The organism is Cellulomonas telluris (assembly GCF_004886325.1).
Taxonomy (GTDB): domain Bacteria; phylum Actinomycetota; class Actinomycetes; order Actinomycetales; family Cellulomonadaceae; genus Cellulomonas; species Cellulomonas telluris.
This window is the reverse complement of record NZ_QXFN01000051.1, coordinates 1-598: the sequence shown is the minus strand read 5'-3', so window position 1 is coordinate 598 and position 598 is coordinate 1. Positions and strand designations below refer to the sequence as shown.

Genomic DNA, 598 nt, shown 5'->3' with positions numbered 1-598 from the left:
TCAGCGTGGCCCGGAGGTCGATCTCGGTGAGGATGCCGAACCCCTGCTCGCCGAGCGCCGCCCGCACGGCCTCGACCGCGTCGTCGTACGGCCGCGAGAGCGTGGCGCTGAGCGTGAAGGTGGCCATCAGGCGCTCCGCTCCTGCTCGGCGAGCGCGGCGTCGACGTCGAGGTCGCGCACGGCCGCGATGACCTGCTCGAGCGCGGCGGCAGGCAGGGCACCGGGCTGGGAGAACACCAGCGTGCCGCCCTTGAACGCCATGAGCGTCGGGATCGAGGTGATGCCGGCGGCGGCAGCGAGGCCCTGCTCGGCCTCGGTGTCGACCTTGGCGAACACGATGTCGGGGTGCTCGACCGAGGCCTTCTCGTAGACGGGGGCGAACATGCGGCACGGGCCGCACCAGGCCGCCCAGAAGTCGACGAGGACGATGTGGTTGTCGGTGACGGTGCGCTCGAAGCTCTCCGCACCCAAGGTGATGGTGCCCATCGGACTGGCTCCTCTGCTGTTGCTGGGGTGGTTGCACCCACCTGAACAAGGATACCCCCGCCCGTATTCCACGGCGCGCGCCGCGGACCCGGTCCGCCGAGTTGCGGGAATA

General features: G+C 70.6%; 2 protein-coding genes. Both read right to left on the bottom strand.

From position 1 onward, the window contains the following. On the bottom strand, positions 1 to 127 hold a 127-nt coding region (locus FB586_RS20395; protein WP_503102589.1), incomplete at its 3' end, for a DUF302 domain-containing protein. Continuing rightward, positions 127 to 486: a thioredoxin gene (gene trxA, locus FB586_RS18700; RefSeq protein ID WP_136520858.1), complete on the bottom strand. Its 360-nt coding sequence runs from the start codon at positions 484 to 486 to the stop codon at positions 127 to 129. The genes FB586_RS20395 and trxA, both read right to left, overlap by 1 nt. Between the last annotated feature and the right edge of the window lie 112 nt (positions 487 to 598).